Origin of the sequence: Enterobacter sp. Ag1 (genome assembly GCA_000277545.1) — a bacterium.
Lineage (GTDB): Bacteria > Pseudomonadota > Gammaproteobacteria > Enterobacterales > Enterobacteriaceae > Cedecea.
Genome location: AKXM01000057.1, coordinates 68,580 through 92,428 on the forward strand (window position 1 = coordinate 68,580; position 23,849 = coordinate 92,428).

The following is a 23,849-nucleotide window of genomic DNA, read 5'->3' on the forward strand; positions in this document are numbered from 1 at the left end:
TCCACGATTAACAGTGAAATAACCTGGGGACGTACTGCGCTGAATCATAAAAGGAATGAAGGATGCTCAGAAAACTCTGATGTTTTGGCTTGAAAGGTGATCTTTGCCACAAAAATCAACACATTTTATTGCCTTATGCTCTCGACGCAGCGGGAACCATGCGCCATTATGCAAAGGTTTTGCATATTCAGACGGGAGAGAGAAGCCATGCGCGCTGCGTTTTTAGCCGGTTGTGCCGCACTGTTATTATCGGCATGCAGTAATGAACCCCCTCAACAGGCCACTGCGGCCCACGTTCCTCCGGGCCTCAGGGCGGCAATGTCCAGCCAGGGCGAAGCGAACTGTGCGATGATTGGCGGTACGATGAGCGTTGCGCGTCAGCTGGACGGCAGCGCGATTGGCATGTGTGCCATGCCGAACGGCAAGCGCTGTAACGAAAACTCGCTTGCCGCTGGCACCTGTGGAAGCTACTGATTAATTAACGAGATCGGCCAGTTTGTACGTCAGCGTATGCTGGCCGCTCTTCAGCACCAGCTGCTGGTTAGCCAGAGAAACTTTGGCCCCGCTGGTCAGCATGTCATTGATACGGTGATCCAGATCGTTCAACAGCGGGTCGCTGCAAAGCATCATCGTCATGCCCACGCCTTTCGCCTTCAGCGTGTTGTGTTCCAGAGTTGCCTGGCCCATAAAGCGGTTACACATCTGACCATAAATCTGCATGTTTTCACCGAAGCTAAGCTCAGGCGCGCGTTTGCTGTTTTTCACGTCCAGAGGCTTACCGTCTACGCTCTCCAGCACAAAGCGATGGTGCTGCAAATCTTGTGCGGTCACGGCACCTTTATCGGAATCTGACGGCTGGGCGCAACCTGCCAGCACTACGCTTGCCAGCATCAGTGAAGCGAACTTTTTCATTTCTTCTCCCTAAGTTTTATCAGTCATCAATGAAAGCGCGCCACTTTCGCAGGATGTGGCGCATGAATCAGTAAGGATACTCTTAAAATTAACCGCCTCCTGCGAGAGGCGGGCGGAAAATCAATTCAACTGGTTCGGGCAAGGCTCGCCTTTTTCCAGCTGACGCAGGTTTTCAAGCGTCGTTTCGGAAATGCTGGTCAGCGCCTCCGCCGTCAAAAATGCCTGGTGGCCGGTAAACAACACGTTGTGGCAGGCGGAAAGGCGGCGGAACACGTCGTCCTGAATCACGTCGTTAGACTTATCTTCAAAGAAAAGATCGCGTTCGTTCTCGTACACATCCATACCCAGCGCGCCGATTTTCTGGTGCTTGAGCGCGTCGATGGCGGCCTGGGAATCAATCAGCCCGCCGCGGCTGGTGTTTATCACCATCACGCCGTCTTTCATTTGATCAAAGGCGGAGTGGTTGAGCAGGTGATAGTTTTCCGGCGTCAACGGGCAGTGCAGGGAAATAATGTCGGACTGCGCAAACAGCGTTTCGAGATCGACATATTCCACGCCTAAATCCAGCGCCGCTGCGCTCGGATAAGGATCAAACGCCAGCAGGCGCAGGCCAAACCCTTTCAGGATCCGCAGCGCGGCAACGCCGATTTTCCCGGTGCCGATCACGCCTGCCGTTTTGCCGTGCATGGTAAAACCGGTTAAGCCTTCGAGCGAAAAGTTGGCGTCACGTGTGCGCTGGTAGGCGCGATGAATGCGACGATTAAGGCACATCATCATCCCGATAGCGTGTTCAGCCACGGCTTCCGGCGAATAGGCAGGGACGCGAACCACGGGCATACCAAGCTCTTTCGCCGCGTCTAAATCGACGTTGTTAAAGCCGGCACAGCGCAGCGCGATAAACTTAACGCCGTGTTTTTTTAGCTCTTCCAGCACCGGGCGACTACCATCATCATTAACGAAAATACACACGCCGTCGCAGCCGTTGGCCGTTTTGGCGGTTTTTTCGCTCAACAGGAAGTCAAAAAATTCAAGATCAAAGCCATATTCCTGGTTAACCTGCTCCAGATACTTTTTGTCGTACTGTTTTGTGCTATAAACCGCAAGTTTCATAAGACTTATCTCCAGAAAGGGTTGGTTCCAAAACTATCATGCTTAAAATAATCATACAATTTATAAACTGAAATTTTAACGGCAGGTGACTATTTCACTTCCCGGGCAGACTATGCTTACTATTGCCGCCGCCTTCACGCCCGGCCTGAATCGTGCCAGAATAATGACATATTTCGGCTTAAATTGTCGCTGAATCAGGATATTAACCACCCATGAAGGGTAAATATAAAGCCGCGCTTGCGCTGATACTTGCATTGATTCTGCTGCCGCTGTCGCTGCTGCTCACGGTGGCGTACTGGCTGCCGACGCTCGCCGGGATCTGGCTGCCACAGGGCACCCGTATTGCGCTGGAGGCCAGCCCACGCCTGCACAACGGGGCGATTATTATCCCCGATCTTCGTTATCTGGCCGGGGAGTGCGAGCTTGCCAGCCTCAAAGATGCAAGCCTCAGCCATCCGAGCCGCTGGCGGCTTCACCTCGCGGAACTGAATCTCAATCCAGACTGCATCAGCAAGATCCCCGCCGATGATGTGGCTCCCGCCGCACCGCGCACCCTTGAAGAATGGCAGAAAATGCTGCCGAACACCTGGCTGACTATCGACCAGCTTAACGTCACGCCGTGGCTGCAGTATGCGGGGGCGCTGCATCTCTCTTTGACCGCGCAGCAGCAACAGCTGGATTATCAGGGGAAATTGCTCACGCTTTCCGCCACGCTTAAAGGGCAAAACCTGAAAATTAGCGATCTAAAAGTCGGGGCATTCGAAGGGCTTCCGCCGCTTGAGCTGGTGGGTGACTTAACGCTCCCGCTGGTGCCGGATGGCCTGCCGACGGATGGGCAAGTGGCCACGCAGGTACAAATTCCGCAGGAGCCGGACAGGCTGCACGTGGCCCTGAACTGGCACACTAACGCCGGCAACCTGACGGTGAAAAAATTATCAGGCGACGAGGCCCCGCTGCTGAGCATTCCCTGGCGCCTGAGCGAAAACGCCCTTGAGATTAACGCCGGGCAGTGGCGCTGGCCTTATGAAGGTTTCCCGCTGGGCGGCGGAGTGTCGCTGAAGGTGGATAACTGGCAGGCCGGGCTGGATAACGCCATTTTCACGGGGCGGCTGAATGTGTTGACTCAGGGCGACGCCGGGAAAGGGAACGCCGTGCTTAACTTCGGCCCAGGGAAACTCAGCCTGACCGACAGCGCCTTGCCGCTGCAGCTCACCGGAGAGGCGAAGCAGGACCAGCTGATTTTCTATGCCGCGTTGCCCGGTGAACTGACGGGCGCATTGACCGACCCGTCGCTGCTGTTCCATCCGGGCGCCTTGCTGCGTTCCCGTGGCCGCCTGATTGAAACGCTGAATATTGACGATGTGCGCTGGCCGCTGGCGGGCGTGCGAGTCTCCAGTAAAGGCATCGACGGCAGGCTACAGGCTATCTTACGCGCCCACGACAATGAAATGGGCGCCGTGGAACTGCATCTGGACGGGAAAGCCAATGACTTCCTGCCGGACGCCGGACTGTGGCAATGGCGCTACTGGGGCAAAGGCAGCTTTACGCCGATGCAGGCAAAATGGGACGTTCGCGGCGTGGGCGAATGGCGTGACAGCGCCATTGAATTGAGTTCGCTGTCCACCGGTTTCGACAAGCTGCAGTACGGCTCAATGCTGATGTCGAAGCCTCGTCTTAGCCTGGACAACCCGCTGCGCTGGGAGCGGAACGAAGAAAAAGAGATCTTCACCGGCGATTTCTCTCTGGACGCGGGGGCGACCACCTTTAGCGGCGGCAGCACCTTGCCGCCATCGACGCTTAAATTCAGCGTGGACGGGCAAAACCCGACTGCTTTCCTGTTCAAAGGCAATTTACACGCCGGGAAAATTGGCCCGGTGCGTGTGGTCGGACGCTGGGACGGGGAGCGCCTGAGAGGCAACGCGTGGTGGCCAAAACAGACGCTCACCGTGTTCCAGCCGCTGCTGCCCGCCGACTGGAAAATGGATTTGAAAGGGGGCGATCTCTACGCCCAGGTGGCCTTCTCCGCGGCGGCCGGGCAGGGCTTTGAAGCCGGGGGCCACGGCGTGGTCAAAAGCGGCAGCGTGTGGATGCCGGATAACCAGATTAACGGCGTCGATTTTGTGCTGCCGTTCCGCTTTAGCGATTCAACCTGGCACTTTGGCAGGCATAGGCCGGTCACGCTGCGCATTGCTGAAATTCGCAACCAGATAGCGGCACAAAACATCACCGCCGATCTGGAAGGCTGGTATCCATGGAGCGAACAGCAGCCGCTGCTGCTGACCAACGTCAATGCGGATGTGCTGGGCGGCAAGATCTCAATGCAGCAATTGCGCATGCCCCAGCGGGACGCGGCGCTTTTACGGCTGCAAGGGCTCTCCTCCAGCCAGCTCGTCACCGCCATCAACCCTAAACAGTTCAGTATGTCCGGGCGCTTCAACGGCGCGCTGCCGCTGTGGCTCAATCACCCGCAGTGGATTATCAAAGACGGCTGGCTGACCAACCCTGGCCCAATGACCTTCCGCATGGACAAAGACATGGCGGATGCCATCGTGGACAACAACATGGCGGCTGGCGCGGCAATCAACTGGCTGCGCTACATGGAGATCTCGCGATCATGGACACAAATCGACCTCGACAACCTCGGCGTGGTCAGGATGCGTTCCAGCGTGACCGGCATCAGCCACGTGGAGGGAAAAACTAACACCGTCAATCTCAACTATACCCATCAGGAAAACCTGTTTACCCTGTGGCGCAGTTTGCGCTTTGGCGATAATTTACAAACCTGGCTGGAAGAGAACGCCGCGCTGCCAACGGCTCGCTGCACCCAGTCCGGTGAAGCCTGTGAGGAACCCAAATGAACTATTTTACCCCTGTGCTGCTGGCATCGGCGGCGCTGATGCTGACAGGCTGCACGCCGCGCATTGAAGTGGCCGCCCCTAAAGAGCCGATCACCATCAATATGAACGTCAAAATCGAACACGAAATCCACATCAAAGTGGATAAAGACGTTGAAAGCCTGCTTAAAAACCGTAGCGATCTGTTCTGAGAAGGGGAACGGCGATGAACTCTATGATTAAAAGCGTGCTGCTGGCTGGCCTGTTGTTCAGCACATCCGTGATGGCGCTGACCCTAAACGAAGCGCGTGAGCAGGGGCGGGTGGGCGAAACGCTAAGCGGCTATATTGCGCCCATCAAGCAGGATCCGGAGACGCTGGCACTGGTACAAAGCATCAATGAAGGTCGCGCCCAGCACTATCAGCAGCTGGCGGACACCAACAATGTCTCGCTCAATGAGGTTGCTCGCCTGGCTGGTCAGAAGCTGGTGGACAGGGCACCTGCCGGAGAATACGTCCGCGGGCTGAACGGGCAGTGGATGAAGAAGTAGCTTTATGTCTATTCCCCCTCATTTGTCTTCCCTCTCTCCCTTTGGGAGAGAGCCGGGGTGAGGGTTGCCTTTCAGGCTGATTGAAAACGCTTGCGATACTCCCCCGGCGACACGCCAAACCTGCCCTTAAACGCCGTTGAAAAATGGCTGTGATCGGCAAATCCCCAGCTGTAGCCAATCCCCGCCAGTTTTTCACTGTGGCTGGCCGTGCGCAGCGCCTGGGCGCAGAGATCCAGTCGGCGATTCTTAATGTATTGCGCCACAACCAGGCCTTTATCGGCAAACAGTCGGTAAAGGCTGCGCACCGACATCCCCGACTCGGCGGCGATCCACTCCGGGCGCAGCGTTTCGGACTGAATATGGTCATCAATCAGCGACATGACTTTCTGCAGGTGGCGGTCGCGCTTTGAGCCCGGCAGGCTGTGCTGAATCAGCGCCGGCGCGAGCAGGCAGGCAATCGCTTCGAGCGTGGCTTCACTTTCTCCGCCACTGAGCCCCTCGCTACCCATACTTTCACGCAGCAAGCTGTGACTCAGGCGCACAACAGGCATCTCTGCGGAGAGTCTTTGTGCGCAGGGGACTTCGCCCTGGCGAAGGTGCTGTTCCAGCAGATGGCGCGGCAGTAAAAGCGAAACCTGCTTCGCCCCGTCGGTATAGGTAAAACAGCTGGGGCGGCCAGCATCAATCAGCGTAATATCACCCTGAGTAAGCACGGCCTGGCGATCGCCTTGCTCCATGACGGCTTCGCCCTCCAGCTGAAAAACGGTATAAAACCAGGCGTCGTTGCTATGGGTAACTTCCTGCTTTGTACGCAGCAGGCGTGCCTGGTTAATTTCCACCACGCTAAGTTTAATGGCATGGGCAAGGTGTTCGCTCAGGCTGCCGTGAAACCCGCTCTCCAGCGCCGCACCTGAAAAACGACCACATGCGCGATTCACCTGGTCAAGCCATTTTTCGAATCGCTCGTTGCACTGTTTTTCTGCCATATATCCTCACTGATTGCCGCCAGAAGCCAATAACTATAGGTAAACGTGATTCAAAAAAAGAATCATCATCAACATTTGTGTAGCGTGTCACAGCCAGCAAAGCGAATGTCAGCCGGAGAAAACCCTAACCTCAACATAGCGCCTAGAATGAAGGTGGGCTACACGATAATGACCTTGATAAGGAGATGCTATGACCGAGCCAGAAACGGTAAGCGTGCTGGGCTGTGTGCGCCAGTTTCTTCAGCGTTCACATGGGCTGTACATTGACGGCCGCTGGCAGGCGTCAGACAGCGAAGGGCGCCTGCCGGTCTTTAACCCGGCGGACGGGCTGCAAATTTCCAGCAGTGCCGACGCCAGCGCCTCGGATGTCGACCGCGCGGTAACGTCTGCCTGGCGTGCCTTCAGCAGCGGCGTATGGGCCAACATGCTGCCTGCCGGGCGGGAGCGGATCCTGCTGCGGTTTGCCGACCTGCTTGAGCAAAACACGGAAGAACTGGCGCAGCTTGAAACGCTGGAGCAGGGCAAGTCCATTAACATCTCTCGCGCATTTGAAGTGGGCTGCACGCTGAACTGGATGCGCTATACCGCAGGCCTGACAACGAAAATCAGCGGCCAGACGCTGGATGTTTCTATCCCGATGCCGGAAGGGGCGCACTATCAGGCCTGGACGCGCAAAGAACCCGTGGGGGTCGTGGCCGGGATCGTGCCGTGGAACTTCCCGCTGCTTATTGGCATGTGGAAAGTGATGCCGGCGCTGGCGGCAGGCTGCTCGATTGTCGTCAAACCATCAGAAACTACGCCGCTAACGCTGCTGCGTATGGCCGAACTGGCTACAGAAGCAGGCGTGCCGGACGGCGTATTTAACGTCGTCACCGGCAGCGGCTCCGGCTGCGGTAAAGCCCTGACCGAACATCCGCTGATTGCCAAAGTCAGCTTCACCGGTTCGACGGCGACAGGCAAAGGCATTGCCAAATCAGCAGCGAACAGGCTAACGCGCGTCACGCTGGAGCTGGGGGGGAAAAACCCGGCAATCGTATTGAAAGATGCCGACCCGGCGATGGTGATTGCAGGCTTAATGGCGGGCAGCTTCCTTAACCAGGGGCAGGTGTGCGCCGCCAGTTCGCGGATCTATATCGAAGCCCCGCTGTTCGACACGCTGGTGAGCGGCTTTGAGCAAGCGGTGAAATCGCTGCAGGTGGGGGCGGGCATGAACCCAGCGGCCCACATCAACCCGCTGGTATCGAAAGTGCAACAGGAAAAAGTGGCCGAATATATGGCACAGGCGCAAGAGCAGCGCGCGGAGCTAATCTCCGGGAATTCAGGCCCGCAGGGCAGCGGCTACTATATTGCCCCAACGCTGGTAGTGAACCCTGCCGCCTCTCTGCGCCTTGCCAGAGAAGAGGTCTTTGGCCCGGTGGTTAACCTCGTGCGCGTGGCGGATGCGGAAGAAGCCTTGCGACAGGCCAACGACAGCGACTACGGCCTGACGGCAAGTCTGTGGACCAACAACCTGCAGGCGGCAATGCAGTACACTGGCCGTATACAGGCGGGCACTGTCTGGGTGAACAGCCATACGCTAATCGACGCGAATATGCCGTTTGGCGGCATGAAGCAGTCGGGCTACGGGCGTGATTTTGGCCCGGACTGGCTTGACGCCTATACCGAAACCAAAACCGTATGCGTGCGTTACTGAACGTTGGCACATTTCGGTACTTATCACGTCCCGGAATAAGTTGCCGCTGGTAATCTGCAGGTCCCCTCCCGCGAGGGAAGATCGTTGTCCGATCTTGACCATTAATCTTGATAAGAAATGTTGCTACCTTCAGACCGGGTTTCCCCCCGGTCTTTTTTTTGCATTTTTTTGTCAAGAAGACGTTATTTTAGTCATGAAATGATTTTTTTCCGTGACGATCTCCCCGGGTTAACATCTGCCCAACGCCCTTATTTTGCGTAGAACTTGCGACAATGTAACATTTATGGAAAAACAACCAAAAATGAGCAGCACGGATTTATTGAAGAACTTCGCTGGAATGTAAAATTGATGTAAATCAATGCTTATGCCATAAGCTTATGAATTATAACCATTAGCTATTTATCACGATGTCTCTATTCACGAGATCAATCGATCTGTTTTTTCAGAGCACCTCCTTTTGAGTAACATACTATTAACAATAAATCATTGGTGAGGTTAATTTTTATTTGGTAGGATTTTTCTTAAGGATGATTCGGAAAAAGGATCTAAGTGATTTGCTCCGCAGGACTAAATAAGTCATATTGCGTAACGCCTTTATATTAAGAGGCAGCGTGAAATCATGACCTTCATTTATTAAGAAGACATGAAAGCGGTCGACAGCTTTCTACCTCTTTATAGTCACAACGTCTCGCTCCAGAAATAAACGGGGCGCCATAATGTGGGCGTTTTAATTCAACCATTACAGTCGTTTAAATACATCAGCTACTCATCCGTGCCTGTTTATTCCCAATGCAGGAAGGAGCAACATCATCCTGATTATTTAATGGATAAGGATATTGCCGTTTATGCTTCAGTCTTATTCCCTGCCGGTCGCGATGCTTGCCGTTATTTTTTTCGGCAGCGGCATGCGGGTGAATGCCGCACCAGCGCCGGCCTGGGCCACAGCACCCGGCATCGCGCAAACGGCAACCCTCACGCTGAACGAAAGTATTCTGTTCGCTCTTGACCGCGATCCTGCCGTTTCTCAGCAGGCAGCTCAGTTCGGGATTGGTCAGGCGCAGATTGATCAAGCCCGAAGCGCCTGGATGCCGCAGATCTCCCTCAGCGGCAGCACCGGGCATTCGCGTACCACGGACTCCAGCGGTTCCCTCAAGAACTCGGCTGCCTACGGGCTTAGCCTGACGCAGCTGGTGTATGACTTTGGGAAAACCAGCAGCAACATTAGTCAGCAGGAGAGCCAGCGTGAGAGCTATCGCTACCAGCTTATGGCGACGTTGACCGGTGTGGCAGAAAAAACGGCGCAGGCCTATGTCGATGTGAAGCGTAACCAGGCGCTGATCGCGGCAACGACAGAGAGTATTGCCGCGCTGCAAAACGTCAACACCATGGCAAAGCTGCGGGCGGATGCCGGGCTGAGCTCGAGTTCGGACGTGCTGCAAACCCAGACTCGCATTGCCGGTATGCGCTCAACGCTTGAACAATATCAGGCGGCACTCCAAAGCGCGAAAGCGAGACTGGCGGTATTAACCGGAATCAACGCCGCGCAATATCAGGCCATGCCGGTACGCCTGGCGCTTGAACAGGAACCGCTCGACAACATTGATTACTCGCTGATCCCGAGCGTGCTGGCGGCGGAGGCCATGCGTGAGTCTTCAGGGTATGCCGTAGAGAAAGCGAAATCGGGCCACTGGCCCACGTTGAGCCTGAAAGGCGGACGCACTCGTTACCAGTCCAACAACAGCGCGTACTGGGACGATCAGATTCAGCTGAGCGTGGACGCGCCTATCTATCAGGGCGGGGCGGTCTCCGCCCAGGTCGAGCAGGCTCAGGGAGCCAGACGTATTGCGGCTTCTCAGGTTGAGCAGGCGAAATTCGACGTGCTGCAAAAAGCGTCCGTGGCAATGGCTGACTGGAACGGGGCCAGAGGCCGTGAAACGGCGGGAAAACTCCAGCTGGAAAATGCCCGACGCGCGCGGGAAGTTTATAAAAATGAATATAAATTAAGCAAGCGCAGTCTCAACGACTTATTAAGCGTGGAGCAGGATGTGTTCCAGGCGGCCTATGCACAAATTAATGCGGACTTCGACGGCTGGCAGGCGGCAGTAAATTACGCTGCCGCCGTTGATAATCTATTGCCCCTGACAGGCGTCGAGAAAAATGCCGCCTCGAAATTACCGGATTTGAAATAAATGGTGTGAAAGTAGTGGCTTAGCCCCGCCACATAAAAATAAGTTGATGTGAAATGAGATCCGGAATTCTCAGGGGTTTCCACATCCAAAAATTAATACCGTATGCCTCGTTCCGGCATATATAAGGAGAAGTGCTATGAGTAAGATTCTTGAAGTTATTTCCCGCAAGGACGCAGAGAAAACCCTGGTAACAGGCGATGGGAATCTCTCTGTGTCGCTTTCATCCCCCTCTGTCATTCAGATTCACGGCAGCGCTAAAGATGTGGCGCACTATCTGCGTCAGGGCAACGATCTGCTGGTATACATGAAAGACGGCAGCGTTATTCGCTGCAATGGCTATTTTGTGGAGGAAGAAGGGCGGTCTGGGCACCATTCAGAACTGGTGTTTGATGACGGCAAGGCACTGACGCATATCACTTTCGACGAAGCGGGCGCCGCGGTTGGCACCCAGGGCACGGCTTTAACGGCAACCTCCGTCCCCATTGAATCCATTGCACCATTCATGGACGGCTCTGCGCTCGGCGATGTGCCGTGGGGCTGGGTTGCTGGTGCCGTGGCCGGGGGCGCGGGTATCGGGGCGCTGCTGGCACACGGCGGCGGGAAGTCACACACCACCGTTATCGACAATACCAAAGAGGTCGAAAGCGCCCGGCCAACGTTCACGGTTACCGACAACAAAGGCGACAGCAAAGGGCTGCTGAGCAGCAACGCGGTGACCGATGACGCAACGCCAACCTTCAGCGGCTCCGGACAGCCGGGAGCCACTATTCAGGTCAAAGACAGCAACGGCAACACCATTGCCAGCACCATGGTCGACAGCAACGGCAACTGGAAAGTGCTGCTGAGCGAGCAGCCGGACGGGACGCACACCTACAGCGTGGTGCAAATCGACGGCAATAAAGTCACCTCAGCCGGGGATATTACCCTCAATGTTGTTACCGCTCAGGCTTCACTGACCGTCGCGACGACGGCAGGCGACAATATGATCAACGCGGCGGAGCAGGCAAATGACGTTATCATCAGCGGCAGTTCGCAGGCGCTGGCCAGCGGCACGGCGTTAACCCTCACCCTGAACGGGAAAACTTACAGCACAACCGTAGGTAGCGACGGCAGCTGGAGCGTAACCGTGCCTGCAGCCGACGCCAAAAACCTGGCGGACGGGAGCTGGACGGTAGCCGTGAGCGGGAAAGACGCCGCAGGCAACAATGTCACTGCCAGTGAAACGCTGGTGGTGGACACGAAAGCGCCTGGGCTAACGGTAAATGCCATCGCCGACGACAACATCATTAATGCGGTTGAACACGGCGCGGCGGTGATCATCGGCGGTAAAACTGACGCCGAAGCCGGGCAGGTGGTCACGCTTAAGCTTAACGGCAAAACCTATACCGCAACGGTAAGCGCAGACGGCAGCTGGAGCATGACCGTGCCGGCGGGTGATGTGCAGACTATGGCGGACAATAGCTACACGCTGAACTTCAGCGTCAGCGATAAAGCGGGCAACACCACCACCACTAACGCGTCCCTGCTGGTAGACACCACGCCGCCGGAAGCCAGCGTCAATACCGTGGCCGGGGATGATATTCTCAGCGTCAGCGAACAGGGTCAGGCACAGATCATTTCTGGCACCAGCCGTGGCGCAGCCCCTGGAGACCAGGTCACCGTTTCTATTGGAGGAGAAACCTTCCAAACCAGCGTGCAGCAGGACGGCAGCTGGAGCGTGGGCGTACCCAAAGAAATTATTTCATCGCTGCCGGAAGGCACAAATACCGTTACCGTAACCATCACCGATGCGGCGGGAAACAGTGGCCGAGTAGACCATGACATCACCGTCAGCTCTACGCCGCCAGCGGTTGCCTTCCATCCGATAAGCCAGGACAACGTGCTGAACGCCATTGAGGCGACTCAGCCGTTAACGCTGAGCGGCACCAGCAATTTACCGGACGGCAGCACCGTCACCGTCAGGCTGAATAACGTCAATTATACCGCGGACGTTCAGGGCGGTGTCTGGCAGGTTCAGGTACCCGTTGATGATGTCGTCAAGCTGGGCGATACCACTTACACGCTGAGCGTCAGCGGCACGGACAGTACGGGAAATACGGGGACGGCGAATGCGACGCTGCTGGTTGATACGGCACTGCCTACGGTAGTGGTGTCGACCTTCGCGGGCGACAACCGCATCAACAACAGCGAAATCGCTAACGACCAGACGCTGAGCGGACGAGTCACCGGCGCGCGTGAAGGCGACACGGTTACCCTTAACGTAGGTGGAAAAAACTACACCACCAAAGTACAAAGCGATTTGACCTGGAGCATCACTGTTTCTGCGGGCGACCTGCAGGCGCTGGGCGATGGCGATGTCTCCGTGGTTGCGTCCGTGACCAACGGTCACGGCAATACAGGCCGGGGCGACAGCAGCTTTAATATCAACGCTCAGCTCCCGGGGCTGCGCATCAATACCGTGTCCGGGGATGACGTGATTAACGCCATCGAGCAGCATCAGGATTTGACGGTGAGCGGCACCAGCTCACACCTCAACGCCGGGACAATTATTACCGTACGCGTGAATGGCGTGGATTACCCGGCGGCCGTAAGCGCCACCGGCACCTGGCAAATAGGGATCCCGGCAAGCGATCTGGCCAGCTGGCCGAACGGTAAGCTGGACATTAGCGCCAGTTCTGCCGATGAATGGGGCAACCCGGTTGCGGCCTCCCGCCCGGTGGACGTTGACCTGAACTCCGTCGCTATCTCCATCAACAGCGTGACCAGCGATGACATGCTGAATGCGGTTGAGAAGGCCGCAGATCTCACCCTGGGCGGGAAAACTCAGGGCGTAGAAACCGGGCAAACTGTAGTCATTAAATTTGCCGGGCACACCTACACCACAACCGTTAACGAAAACGGTGACTGGACGTATACCGTGCCAGCGGCGGATATGCGCGACATGATTGATGGCCGCGCAGAAGTGTCCGTGAGCGTTACCAATGCCAGCGGTAATAGCGCCAGCGGCGCAAGGGAAGTGCTTGTCGATACCCAGCCACCGTCAATCACGCTCCACAGCGTCACGGCTGACAATATTCTTAATCATGCCGAAGCGGCACAAGACCTGGTCATCACCGGTACCAGCACCGCACAGCCGGGGCAAACGGTCACCGTGAACCTCAATAACCAAAGCTACACCGGGCAGGTGCTGGCCGATGGCACCTGGAGCATCACCGTGCCGGTTGCAGACCTGGCTAATCTAACCGACGGTAACTGGTCTATCAGCGCCAGCGTCAGCGACATAGCAGGCAACCCGGCCAGTATCAACCACGGCATGCTGGTCGATACCACCGTGCCGGTGGTCACCATCAATGTTTTCGCTGGCGATAACATCGTTAACCGCACCGAACATTCCCAGGCGCAGATCTTGTCCGGTAAAGCCACCGGCGCGGCCGCGGGCGACAGCGTTAAAGTCACCGTTAACGGCGTCGAGTATTCTACGGTGCTGGACGCCGGTGGAAACTGGAGCATTGGCCTGCCTGCAGAGGTGATAGGCGGTCTGGCAGACGGCAAATATACCGCAACGGTCGCGGTGACGGATAAAGCAGGCAACGTCGGCGGCAGCTCGCTGGCGTTTGATGTTGCTACCGGACTGCCGCAAATCACCATCAATGTCATCGCGCAGGATGACGTGATTAACGCGGCAGAAAAGAGCGCAGAAGTTACCATTAGCGGGACCAGCAACCAGCCGGACGGGACACAAATCACCGTGAATCTGAACGGCGTTGACTATGCTGCCGTCGTCAACGGCAGTGCCTGGAGCGTTAAGATCCCGGCGCCGGACGTCGCAAAATTGGGTGAAGCTAACTATACCGTTAACGCATCGGTCACGGATGCCAGCGGTAACAGCAATTCTGCCAGTCACAGCGTGCTGGTCGACAGCTCGCTGCCTGTCATCACTATTAATACCGTCGCGGGCGACAACATCATCAACCTGGCGGAGGTTAACGCCGGACAGGTGCTCAGCGGCAGCGCGTTCAACGCGGCGGCAGGAGATGAAGTTACCGTCATTCTTGGCGGTAAAAGCTATACGGTTACCGTCCAGAGCGACCTGAGCTGGAGTTTGCCGCTGAGCAAAGAGATGCTCACCGCGCTGGGCGATGGTGAGCTTACCGTTCACGCCTCCGTCACCAACGGGCGCGGTAACACCGGCAGCACGGATCATGACATCACGATCGCAGCCCAGCTGCCGGGCCTGCGTATTAATACTATCGCGGGCGATGACGTGATCAACCTCGCGGAGCATAGCCAGGATCTCATTGTCAGCGGCACCAGCATTGGCCTCAACGCGGGTAGCGTGGTAACCGTGACGCTAAACGGCAAAGACTATCTGGCAACGGTAAACGCAGACGGCACCTGGAGCGCCGCCGTACCGGGAAGCGACGTTAGCCGCTGGCCTGACGGCGTGCTGACGGTAACCGCAAAAGCAGAGGATGGCGCCCAAAATCCGGTCAGCATCGACGGTATCGTGGATGTCGATTTAGCGCCGGTGTCCATCAGCGTGAATAGCGTCACGGCCGATAACGTGCTGAACGCGGCAGAAAAAGGCAGCGATCTGGTGCTCTCCGGCTTGACCACTAACGTTGAGCCGGGCCAGACCGTCAGCATTACCTTCGCCGGGCATCGCTATACCACCGTCGTGAATGACGACGGGAGCTGGCGCTATACCGTACCAGCCGCCGACATGGCAAAACTGAAAGACGGTGATGCCCAGGTGACCGTCAGCGTCAGCAACGTGAACGGTAACCCGGCAAACGCCGCCCAGGAATACAGCGTGGACGCCAGCGCGCCAACGCTACTTATCGATCCGCTGAGCGGGGATAACCTGCTTAACGCCGCAGAAGCGAAGCAGCCGCTGATTGTCAGCGGCAGCAGCAGCGCAGAGCCGGGGCAGGACGTTACGGTGACGCTGAATAACGTCAACTATACCGCGACCGTTGGCGCCGATGGCCGCTGGAGCGTCAGCGTTCCGGCCAATGATTTAGCCGCGCTCAAGGACGGCATCATCACCGTCAGCGCCTCCGTGGCTGACAAAGCAGGTAACCCTGCAAACGCCGATCGCGGCATGCTGGTTGATATTACCGAGCCGAAGCTGACTATCGATACCGTGGCAGGCGATGACATCATTAATGCCAGCGAGCATAACCAGGCCCACACCGTGAGCGGCACCAGCACCGGAGCTGCTGCGGGGGATGTGGTTACCGTCGTGGTGACCAACGGGCAGGGAACGTCATTCACCTTCACCACAACGCTTGATGCCGGGGGTAACTGGAATGTCGGCATCCCGGCGTCGGTCATTAATGGCCTGGCGGACGGCAGCTACACCATCACCGCCAGCGTCACCGATGCGGCTGGCAACAGCGGCAGCGCCGATCGCGGCCTGAGCGTGAATACCGCGCTGCCGGCGATCTCGATTGCCGCCATTGCGGTGGATGACGTCATTAACGCGACGGAAAAGGGGCAGGACCTTGTGCTTTCCGGGACCAGCAACCAGCCCGCTGGCACCCTCATCACCGTCACCCTGAACGGGATTACTTACCAGGCCGTGGCCGGAACCGACGGCAGCTGGAGCACAACGATTCCGGCTTCTGCCGTCAGCAAGCTGGGTGAGGCTAATTACACGGTGACCGCGGCGGTAACCGATGCCCACGGTAATAGCAATAGCGACAGCCACAGCGTGCAGGTCGATAGCGCCTTGCCAACCGTTACTATCAACAACGTCACCAGCGACAATATTCTCAATATCACGGAAATCGCCAGCGGCCAGACGCTCAGCGGCCTCGTCACCGGGGCGGTAAAAGGTGACGTTGTCACTATTAATCTCGGCGGCAAGCTGTATCAGGCGACCGTCCAGGACGATTTGAGCTGGAGCCTGTTGGTTTCCAAAGAGATCCTCACCGCGCTGGGCAACGGCGAGCTGACCATTACTGCTTCTGTGACCAACGGACACGGCAACACCGGCAGCGGCAGTCGCGATATTGTTATCGACGCGAACCTGCCGGGGCTGCGCGTGGGCACCGTCGCGGGCGATGACGTGATTAACGCCATCGAGCATAACCAGAACCTGATTATCAACGGCACCAGCACCGGCCTCAGCGCGGGCAGCGCGGTAACCGTAACGATTAACGGTAAAGACTACGCGGCAACCGTTCGCGCAGACGGCAGCTGGCAGGCCGCCGTACCGAGAGAAGATGTCGCTCGCTGGGCAGAAGGTGCCGTCACCATTGAGGTGAAGGGCAGCAGCGGCGCGGGAAATGATGTGGCTATCCAGCATCAGGTTACCGTCGATCTCAGCGAAGTGGTGATCGGCATTAACGCCATAACCGGCGATAATGTACTGAACGCCGCCGAAAAGAGCGCCAACCTCGAACTCTCCGGCACGACGCAAAACGTAGAGCCGGGGCAAACCGTCAGCATTACCTTTGCCGGGCACACCTACACCGCCACGGTTCAGGCGGACGGCAGCTGGAAGTACACCGTCCCGGCGGCGGATATGGTGAACCTGAAAGAGGGTGACACCACCGTTCAGGTGAGCGTGACCAACAAAAATGGCAACAGCACAGAAGCGGCGCAAAACGTCAGCGTCGACAGCCTTGCTCCGACCCTGACCGTGGATCCTGTCAGCCAGGATAACCTGCTGAATGCCGCAGAGGCTAAGCAGGATCTGATTATCAGCGGAACCAGTACCGCAGAGGCGGGCCAGACCGTGACCGTGCAGCTGAACGGCGAAAGCTATCAGGCAACGGTAAAGGCAGACGGAAACTGGAGCCTGACCATACCTGCATCGGACGTCGGCAAACTGGTTGATGGTAACGTCACCGTCACCGCAAGCGTGGAAGACCGCGCGGGTAACCCGAGCAGCGCCAGCCGCGACGTGCTGGTTGATAAAACCGTGCCTGAAGTGACCATCGGCACCGTCGCTACTGACGACGTGATTAACCAGACCGAACACGGCCAGGCGCAGGTGATCTCCGGTACCAGCACCGGCGCGCAGGCTGGCGATATTGTTACCGTTACGCTAGGCGGTAAAAGCTACACCGGCGTAGTGGACGCGAGCGGGAACTGGAGCGTCGGCATCCCGCGGGCGGATATCAGCGCGCTGGGCGATAACACCTACACCGTGACGGCCTCCATTACCGACAAAGCGGGCAATACCGGCGATGCGATTCATAACGTCAAGGTCGATACCGCGGCACCAACCCTGACCATCGACATTATTGCGGGGGACAACATCCTCAATGCCGATGAGAAAACCGGGGATGTCATCATCAGCGGTTCCTCTACCGGGCTGGCGAGCGGGAGCGCCGTCACCGTACATCTGAACGGTAAAAACTATGCCGCTACCGTGGGCGACGACGGCAAATGGTCCACCACCGTACCAGCAGGCGACGTGGGCAAACTTGGCGAGGCCTTCTATGAGGTTTCCGTCAGCGCCAGCAACGGCGTGGGCAACGCTGGCAGCCAGAGCAGCACGCTGGAAGTCGCCTCTACGCTGCCGGGCGTTATTATCAATGCCGTGGCGATCGACGACATTATCAATGCCTCCGAGCTGGCCGCTGGCCAGACGATCACCGGGCGCGTGACCGGCGTGCAGGCCGGCGCAGACGTGACCATTAACATCGGCGGCGTCAACTATACCGCGAAGGTGCAAAGCGATCTCACCTGGAGCCTGACCCTTAGCCAGGATGTGCTGACCGCACTGGGCGACGGCTCGCTTAAAATTAATGCTTCCGTGACGGACGGCGCGGGTAACACCGGTACCGGCTCTCGCGAAGTCACTATCGACGCGGCCCTGCCGGGCATCCGGATTAATACCATTGCGGGCGATGACGTTATCAACGCCATTGAACATGGCCTGAACCTGGTCATCAACGGCACCAGCCGCGGCCTGAGCGAAGGCAGTGCGGTAACCGTGACCATCAACGGTAAAGACTATGCCGCGACGGTACGCGCCGACGGCAGTTGGCAGACTGTGGTGCCAGGAAACGAAGTCAGCCAGTGGCAGGCCGGAGATATTACCGTTTCGGCAGGCGGAACCAGCAGCTCAGGCAACCCGGTGTCCATCGATCACACCGTCAATGTTGATCTCAGCGCGGTGGCGATAACCATCGGCCAGATTGCCGGGGACGACGTGCTGAACGCTGCCGAGAAGGGCGCTGATTTATTGCTGTCCGGGGCAACACAGAATGTGGAGGCCGGGCAGACCATCACCATTACCTTTGCCGGGCACACCTACACTACTCAGGTAGCAAGCGACGGTAGCTGGACATTCACCGTACCGGCTAATGATATGAAAGGGTTGAAAGACGGCGAGACTTCTGTGGAAGTTAGCGTCGCTAACGTGAGCGGTAACGGAGCATCGGCCGGGCGTGAAATCAGCGTGGATACCGCAGCCCCGACCCTGCAAATCAACACTATCGCCGGGGATGACGTGCTCAATGCAGCCGAGGCCGGGCAGCCGCTGGTCATCAACGGTACCAGCAATGCGGAGCCGGGCCAGACCGTGACCGTGAAGCTGAATAATGAAACTTATACCGGTACCGTGCAGGCTGACGGAACGTGGAGCATAACCGTTCCGGCGGAGAAAGCTTCTGCGCTTGGTGACGGCGTCTATTCCGTTGCAGCCAGCGTCAGCGATGCCGCAGGCAACCACACCTCCGCAAACCATAACTTCAGCGTGGACGTCACCGTGCCGACCATCTCCTTTGGTGTGGTTGCGGGCGACGATGTGATTAACCTCGCCGAGCACGGGCAGGCACAAATTATCTCCGGTTCCAGCAGCGGCGCTGCGGCAGGGGACAAAATTACCGTGACCATTGGCTCCAACAGCTGGACCACCACCGTGGACGCTGCGGGCAACTGGAGCATTGGCGTCCCGGCCAGCGTCGTCAGCCAGCTGGCGGACGGCACCGTCACTATTCACGCCAGCCTGACGGATGCAGCAGGTAATACGGGGATCGGTAGCCGTGACGTTGTGGTCAATACCGGTTTACCGTCGCTCAGCTTCAATCCGTTAAGCGGTGACAACGTGCTTAACGCTAGTGAAAAAGGGGAAACATTAACCCTGAGCGGGACCAGCGCTAATCTGGCCCCGGGCACTGCGGTTATTGTCACGCTGAACGGTAAAAATTATACCGCCACCACCGACGCCAGCGGTAACTGGAGTGTTGACGTTCAGCCGGGCGATCTGGTCGGGCTGGGCGAAGCCAACTATACGCTGACCGCTACCGCAACAAGCGCTATCGGTAACAGTGCCAGCACTCACGCCAGTTTGTTGGTCGACACCGCCGCGCCGGGCGTCACGATTAATCCAGTGACCGCAGACAACGTCCTTAACGCGTCTGAAATCGCAGCAGGCCAGACTCTGAGCGGAAAAGTCAGCAATGCGGCAGCCGGCGACACAGTCACGATCAATCTGGGGGGGAAAACCTACACCGCGACGGTGCAGAGCGATCTGAGCTGGAGCCTCGACCTGCCTGCTAGCGTGCTTACCGCCCTGGGGAACGGAAAACTCACCGCCACGGCCTCGGTCACTAACGGGCACGGCAACAGCGGCACGGCAGAACGTGAATTTACCATTGATGCCAGCCTGCCGGGTCTTCGGATCCACACCGTGGCGGGGGACGATGTGATCAACGCCATTGAACACAATCAGAACCTGATTGTTAGGGAAGCGCTAGCGGTATGAGCGCAGGCAGTACCGTGACCGTCACCATCAACGGCAAAGGCTACCTGGCAACGGTGAGCGCCAGCGGAACCTGGTCGGCCGCCGTACCTGCGGAAGATGTCAGCCAGTGGGCGGCAGGCAATGTCACTGTTACCGCCGCGGGCAGCAGTAGCGCGGGGAACCCGATCTCTATCGATCGTATGGTGAATGTCGACCTCAGTCCGGTTGCGGTCAGCGTTGACGCTATCACAGCAGATAACGTGCTTAACGCGGCTGAGAAAGGGGCCGATCTGGTTCTTTCAGGTAAGACCCAGAACGTTGAGGCCGGGCAAAACGTCACCATTCTTTTCGGCGGGCACACCTATACGGCGCAGGTTGCGGCCGACGGGAGCTGGAGTTACACCGTGCCAGCAGGCGATATGGCTGGGCTGAAGGATGGCGATGCGTCAGTAAAAGCTACCGTGACTAACGTGAACGGCAACGGAGCCAGCACAGAGCGTGAGTTCAGCGTGGATGCCACGCCGCCGGGGCTTGCCATTGACCCCATTGCCACGGACAACGTTATCAATGCCGCAGAAGCAGGCGCGGGCGTCGTCGTCACCGGAACGTCAAACGCGGAAGCCGGACAGACGGTCACGCTGACCCTGGACGGAAAAACCTATACTGGCGTAGTGAAAGCGGACGGCACCTGGAGCGTAACGCTTGATGCTACAGCCCTGGGGAGCCTGGCAGATAACAACTATCAGCTTAGTGCGAGCGTCAGCGATGCGGCGGGTAACGGATCAACCAGCAGCAAAACGATAACGCTAGACACCACCGCGCCGACGATCGGCTTTAACGTCGTGGCGGGTGACGACATCATCAACTTTGAAGAGCACGCTCAGGCGCAGATTATCTCTGGCTCCAGCAGCGGCGCAGCGGCAGGGAATAAAATTGTTATTACCCTCAACGGCACTCAGTATGTCACCCAGATAGATGCCAACGGCAACTGGAGCATAGGCGTCCCGGCTTCGGCGATTTCATCGCTGAAAAACGGCACGGCAACGATTACCGCCACGCTCACCGACAGCGCCGGCAACGAGGGCACTAACACCCATACGGTTGAGGTTAACGCCGTCCGTGTCGGGCTAACCATCGGGACTATTAGCGATGACGACGTGATTAACGCCGCAGAATCTCAGCAGGATTTGGTTATCGGCGGAGGTAGCGCTGAACTTGCCGTGGGCACTCAGGTGACCGTTACGCTGAACGGCGTACAGTACCACACCACTGTTCAACAAGGCGGCGGCTGGAGCGTTACCGTGCCGGCGAATCAGGTACAAAACCTGGTGCACGGTAACGGCTACACGGTCGTGGCATCGGCGACGGACGGCGCAAATAACGCCACTTCGGCAAGCCATAACATCACCATAGACACCGCAGCGCCGGTCATCACCCTCGCCGATATCTCCGGTGACAACGTGATCAACGCGGCGGAACAGCAGCTGCCGTTAACCATTCGCGGTACCAGCAGCGCGGAAGCCGGGCAAAAAGTGACCGTTAAGCTGGGAAGCGGGAGCTACGAAGCTACGGTGCAGGCGGACGGCTCCTGGAGCGTGACCGTTGCCGCGGACGACCTGGCGAAGCTTACCGACGGTGACTTCAACGTTAGCGCCTCCGTTCAGGATAAGGCAGGAAACCCGGGCAGCGCGGATCGTACTTTGACGGTGGACACCACCCCGCCAACCATCACCTTTAACAAGGTGGCGGGGGACGACATCATTAACAGCGCCGAGCAGCAGGCAGGCCAGGTCATTAGCGGCACCACTGACGCTCAGCCTGGGCAGACGGTAACCATTACCTTCAATAATCACTCTTATAAGGCGGTGGTGAGCGACACCGGAACATGGTCTGTGACCGTCCCGGCACAGGACTTCCTGGGCGCGACAGACGGCAGTTACCAGATTTCCGCCAGCGTTAGCGATAAAGCCGGGAACAGCAGCAGTGCGAATAAGCAGGTGACCCTGAACGGCGAGGTGCCGACCATCAGCGTCAATGACTTCGCGCAGGACAACATTGTCAGCGCCGCAGAACACGGCACGCCGCTGGTGATAAGCGGCGTGACCAACGCGCCTGCGGGCCAGACGGTGACTATCACCCTGAATAATCAGAGCTATACCACCACGGTCAACGGCGACGGCACCTGGAGCTACACCCTCGGCAGCGGTGCGGTTTCCGCGCTGGTCGATGGCGGCTCGTATGTGATTCATGCCAGCGTCAGCAACAGCATCGGTAACAGTGCGGGAGCAGATCGCACCGTCACGGTGGACACCACACCGCCGCAGATGACCATTACCATTGACGCTCTGCAAAACGACACCGGGCTGAGCAAGACTGACTTTATTACCGCCGATAACAAGGTGGTGGTGAAAGGTTCCCTGAGCGCGGCACTCGGCAATAACGAAAAGGCGCAGATAAGCCTCGACGGGGGATCCAGCTGGATTGACCTTGTGGTTAACGGCAAATCCTGGAGCTATGCCGATGGGCGCACGCTGCCGGACGGTATCGTGACCTATAACGTACGCGTCATCGACAATGCCGGCAACGTGGGCTCGACGGCAACGCAAAACGTAACTATTGATACTGTTGCGCCGGATGCCAGTAAAACCATTACCGTTGAGGCCATTACCCAGGATACGGGTCTCGATGCGCACGACTTTATTACCAGTGACAATACGCTGACCATTAGCGGCAAGTTAGGGGGAACGCTGGCGGCCGGTGAACATGCCCAGATCAGTATTGATGGCGGAAAAACCTGGGTTGACGTGAGTATCAGCGGCACCACATGGAGCTACATCGATAGCCGCACGCTGGCCGACGGGGATTATCTCTATCAACTGCGCGTGATTGATGATGCGGGCAATATCGGGGCAACCACCAGCCAGTTGGTCACCGTTGATACCGTGGCACCGGATGCGAGCAAATCCGTCACCATTGACCGCATTGCCGACGATACAGGGCTGAGTAATAGCGACTTTGTCACCAGCGACACCTCGCTGACTATCCACGGTTCTCTGGGCGCTTCACTGCTGGACGGCGAATATGTGCAGATAAGCATGGACGGAGGCCTCACCTGGAAAACGGTCACCACGGTAGGCACAACCTGGTACTTTACCGACGGGCGAACGTTAACTGACGGCACGTATCAATACTATGTTCGCGTGGTCGACGCTGCGGGTAATGTCGGGCAGAGCGCTTCTCAGACGGTAACGGTAGACACCACGCCGCCGGATGCGGCTATCACCGTTACCGTGGACAGCATCACCACCGACAGCGGCTTCAGCAACAGCGACTTTATCACCAACGATAACACGCTGACGCTGAACGGCTCACTTGGCGCGGTGCTTGGCAAAAATGAATATGTTCAGGTGAGCTTCGACGGCGGAGCCAACTGGGTTAACGCCACGTCCGTCAACGGGACAAGCTGGAGCTATACCGATGGCCGCCAGCTTGCGGACGGTAACCACACCTGGCAGGTTCGCGTTGTCGACCTTGCTGGAAACGTGGGAGCAACCACCAGCCAGACGGTAACGGTAGATACCGTCGCGCCAACCTACGGCATCACCATCGACAGTATTTCGGATGATACCGGGCAGAGCGCCAGCGACTTTATCACTATGGATACCACGCTCACGCTGAACGGCACCCTGGGCCACGCCCTTGCCAGCGACGAGCGTGTGCAAATCAGCCTGGACGGCGGTCAGAGCTGGGTGGATGCCGTGGTGAACGGCACGGCGTGGCATTACGTGGATGGACGTACATTGCCGGACGGCGACCATCTTTATCAGGTGCGGATTATCGATCAGGCCGGAAACGTGGGTTCAACCGCA

At 57.6% G+C, this 23,849-nt stretch carries 10 protein-coding genes and 1 pseudogene; 8 read left to right on the forward strand and 3 right to left on the reverse strand.

The window, feature by feature from the left end; genetic code table 11:
• Positions 1–207: 207 nt before the first annotated feature.
• The gene (locus A936_RS21085) at positions 208–474 is read left to right on the forward strand and encodes a putative hemolysin (protein WP_008461385.1); all 267 of its coding nucleotides are present in this window, start codon (positions 208–210) and stop codon (positions 472–474) included.
• Here the strand turns inward: A936_RS21085 and hslJ are convergent, their stop codons facing one another.
• Together hslJ and A936_RS21095 are read right to left on the reverse strand one after the other, a co-directional pair.
• Positions 475–912 (reverse strand): heat shock protein HslJ, encoded by a 438-nt coding sequence (hslJ, locus tag A936_RS21090; protein ID WP_008461387.1) that lies wholly within the window; start codon positions 910–912, stop codon positions 475–477.
• 120 nt (positions 913–1,032) lie between these two features.
• Positions 1,033–2,022 (reverse strand): 2-hydroxyacid dehydrogenase, encoded by a 990-nt coding sequence (locus tag A936_RS21095; RefSeq protein ID WP_008461388.1) that lies wholly within the window; start codon positions 2,020–2,022, stop codon positions 1,033–1,035.
• A 212-nt stretch (positions 2,023–2,234) separates the two neighbouring features.
• Here A936_RS21095 and A936_RS21100 point away from each other — a divergent pair, with 212 nt between their 5' ends.
• The 3 genes from A936_RS21100 to A936_RS21110 are packed head-to-tail and all read left to right on the forward strand — an operon-like array spanning position 2,235 to position 5,406.
• The gene (locus A936_RS21100; protein WP_008461389.1) at positions 2,235–4,880 is read left to right on the forward strand and encodes a YdbH family protein; all 2,646 of its coding nucleotides are present in this window, start codon (positions 2,235–2,237) and stop codon (positions 4,878–4,880) included.
• On the forward strand, positions 4,877–5,068 hold the full coding sequence (locus tag A936_RS21105) for a YnbE family lipoprotein (RefSeq protein ID WP_008461390.1): 192 nt from the start codon (positions 4,877–4,879) through the stop codon (positions 5,066–5,068). Before A936_RS21100 ends, A936_RS21105 begins: the two co-directional genes overlap by 4 nt.
• A gap of 14 nt (positions 5,069–5,082) precedes the next feature.
• Positions 5,083–5,406: a YdbL family probable chaperone protein gene (locus A936_RS21110; protein WP_008461392.1), complete on the forward strand. Its 324-nt coding sequence runs from the start codon at positions 5,083–5,085 to the stop codon at positions 5,404–5,406.
• A gap of 71 nt (positions 5,407–5,477) precedes the next feature.
• Here the strand turns inward: A936_RS21110 and feaR are convergent, their stop codons facing one another.
• Positions 5,478–6,392, reverse strand: a complete 915-nt coding sequence (feaR, locus tag A936_RS21115; RefSeq protein ID WP_008461394.1) for a transcriptional regulator FeaR — start codon at positions 6,390–6,392, stop codon at positions 5,478–5,480.
• A 190-nt stretch (positions 6,393–6,582) separates the two neighbouring features.
• Between feaR and A936_RS21120 the strand changes: the two genes are divergently transcribed.
• The 4 genes and pseudogenes from A936_RS21120 to A936_RS24135 form a co-directional block, all read left to right on the forward strand.
• Positions 6,583–8,085 carry an aldehyde dehydrogenase family protein gene (locus A936_RS21120; protein WP_008461395.1) on the forward strand — a complete coding sequence of 501 codons (1,503 nt, stop codon included), beginning with the start codon at positions 6,583–6,585 and terminating at the stop codon, positions 8,083–8,085.
• A gap of 845 nt (positions 8,086–8,930) precedes the next feature.
• Positions 8,931–10,274 (forward strand): TolC family outer membrane protein, encoded by a 1,344-nt coding sequence (locus tag A936_RS21125; protein WP_008461396.1) that lies wholly within the window; start codon positions 8,931–8,933, stop codon positions 10,272–10,274.
• 136 nt (positions 10,275–10,410) lie between these two features.
• Entirely contained in the window at positions 10,411–20,001 is a 9,591-nt protein-coding gene (locus tag A936_RS23850) for an Ig-like domain-containing protein (protein WP_237717601.1), read from the forward strand.
• Positions 19,998–23,819: pseudogene (locus A936_RS24135) on the forward strand (Ig-like domain-containing protein); the annotation flags it as partial. The gene A936_RS23850 and the pseudogene A936_RS24135, both read left to right, overlap by 4 nt.
• Positions 23,820–23,849: the final 30 nt, after the last annotated feature.